Origin of the sequence: Rhodococcus sp. WAY2 (assembly GCF_009859915.1) — a bacterium.
Taxonomy (GTDB): Bacteria; Actinomycetota; Actinomycetes; order Mycobacteriales; family Mycobacteriaceae; genus Rhodococcus_F; species Rhodococcus_F oxybenzonivorans.
The window spans coordinates 4475525-4476881 of the sequence record NZ_CP046572.1 but is presented as its reverse complement, the minus strand read 5'-3'; the positions used below and the strand labels follow the sequence as shown (position 1 = coordinate 4476881).

Here is a 1357-nt window from a genome sequence, read left to right as displayed (position 1 = left end):
GGCGGCTCCTCCGCGTACGGTATCCCCGACCGAAGAAATCGTGGCCGCGTCCGAACCTGGACACGCGCTTGTGTGAGGCGGACGCTTCTCCCCGCCCCCCGGCTCATCCGTTCGGCTTCACCACAAAACACAACACTTCATGCTTGCATAGCCGCGCGCCTCTTTTGGGCGGATTCGGCCGGTCGCGATGCCCGGTGTTTCAGGTCTGCTGAGCTGTGCAAACCTGCGATCATCCCGTTTCGTTCGACCGACTCCGCGTCCCCTCGATGCGCTGCCGCTGCCGGGCCCCGTACGCCGCCTCCGCGACGGCAGCGTCGTCCTCGAGGCCCGACCCGAGCGCCCCACCGATGGTGGCGATGGACGCCAGCAGCCAGGCGAGCGTGAGGTAATCGGAGAAGTTGACCCCGTGCCCCAGAATGCGGGACAGCAGTTCCGGGGGAAGAGTGAGACACGCCGTGAACAGCAGCAGGCAGAACAGGGCCACGTGGAGGACGATCACGCCGATGACCAGGGTGACGACGGTTGCGGTGTTGTACAGCACCGAACGGTCGCGTTCCTCCGGCGACCGAGGCCGCTCCCAGAGTTCATGATCAAGGATCAACCAGAGAATCATCGCCACGATCGACAGGACCGTTGCCGCACTCATACGCCACGGACCCATCGTGTCGGCGAACATCCAGATCGTGCTGGTCGCCAGCGCGACAGCACCAGTGGCGAAGGCGCCGACGAGGACCTTCGACAGTCCGGTGACCAAGCGCCACGGCCGGTTGGCCCGCACCATCCCCGACAGCAGTCGAAGTCGCCGCAGACCCGAGGGAGCGAAGTACCGGATGCCGTCCTCGATCTCCACACACGGGAACCGTCGCGCCGCGCCCGGCGCCGTCAGTTCCGGTTCACCGAGGATGCGGGCGATCGCGAGTTCGGTGACAGTGCGGACGCGGCCCTCGATGTCGACTCCGCCCACCCCGACGACCGAGATCAGCGCAAAAAGGTGGTCGGCGCTGACGTCGGCGACCACCGGCAGGGTGTCCTCGCGGCGCGGCAGATCGGTGAGGTACACGACGATGTCTTCCCCCTCGGAGGACGGATCGACCGCGTCGATGACATCTGCGAAGTTCGCTTGCTCGTCTGAGAGGTACGGCTTGCTGCGCACGCACGCCGTCCACCGGCGCTCGAGCCGGTCACGGCTCCGCAGGCGCTCGGGCAGGTACTCCGCGACGCGTTCCGCGAGAGCCTGAGGCTTGCCCGGATCTGCGATCAACAGCACCGAAGCCTGCTCACCTATGGCACCGGGCCCTCCCTGCAGATGCTCGTTCGCCTTCACCTCGTTCGCGTACCCGCTCGTTCCGACCCGAAA

At 66.5% G+C, this 1357-nt stretch carries 1 protein-coding gene; it reads right to left on the bottom strand.

Annotation, left to right across the window (positions count from 1 at the left end; all coding sequences use genetic code 11):
- Positions 1–229: 229 nt before the first annotated feature.
- Complete coding sequence (locus GFS60_RS20430) at positions 230–1324, bottom strand: hypothetical protein (RefSeq protein ID WP_159924059.1); 1095 nt, start codon at positions 1322–1324, stop codon at positions 230–232.
- Positions 1325–1357: the final 33 nt, after the last annotated feature.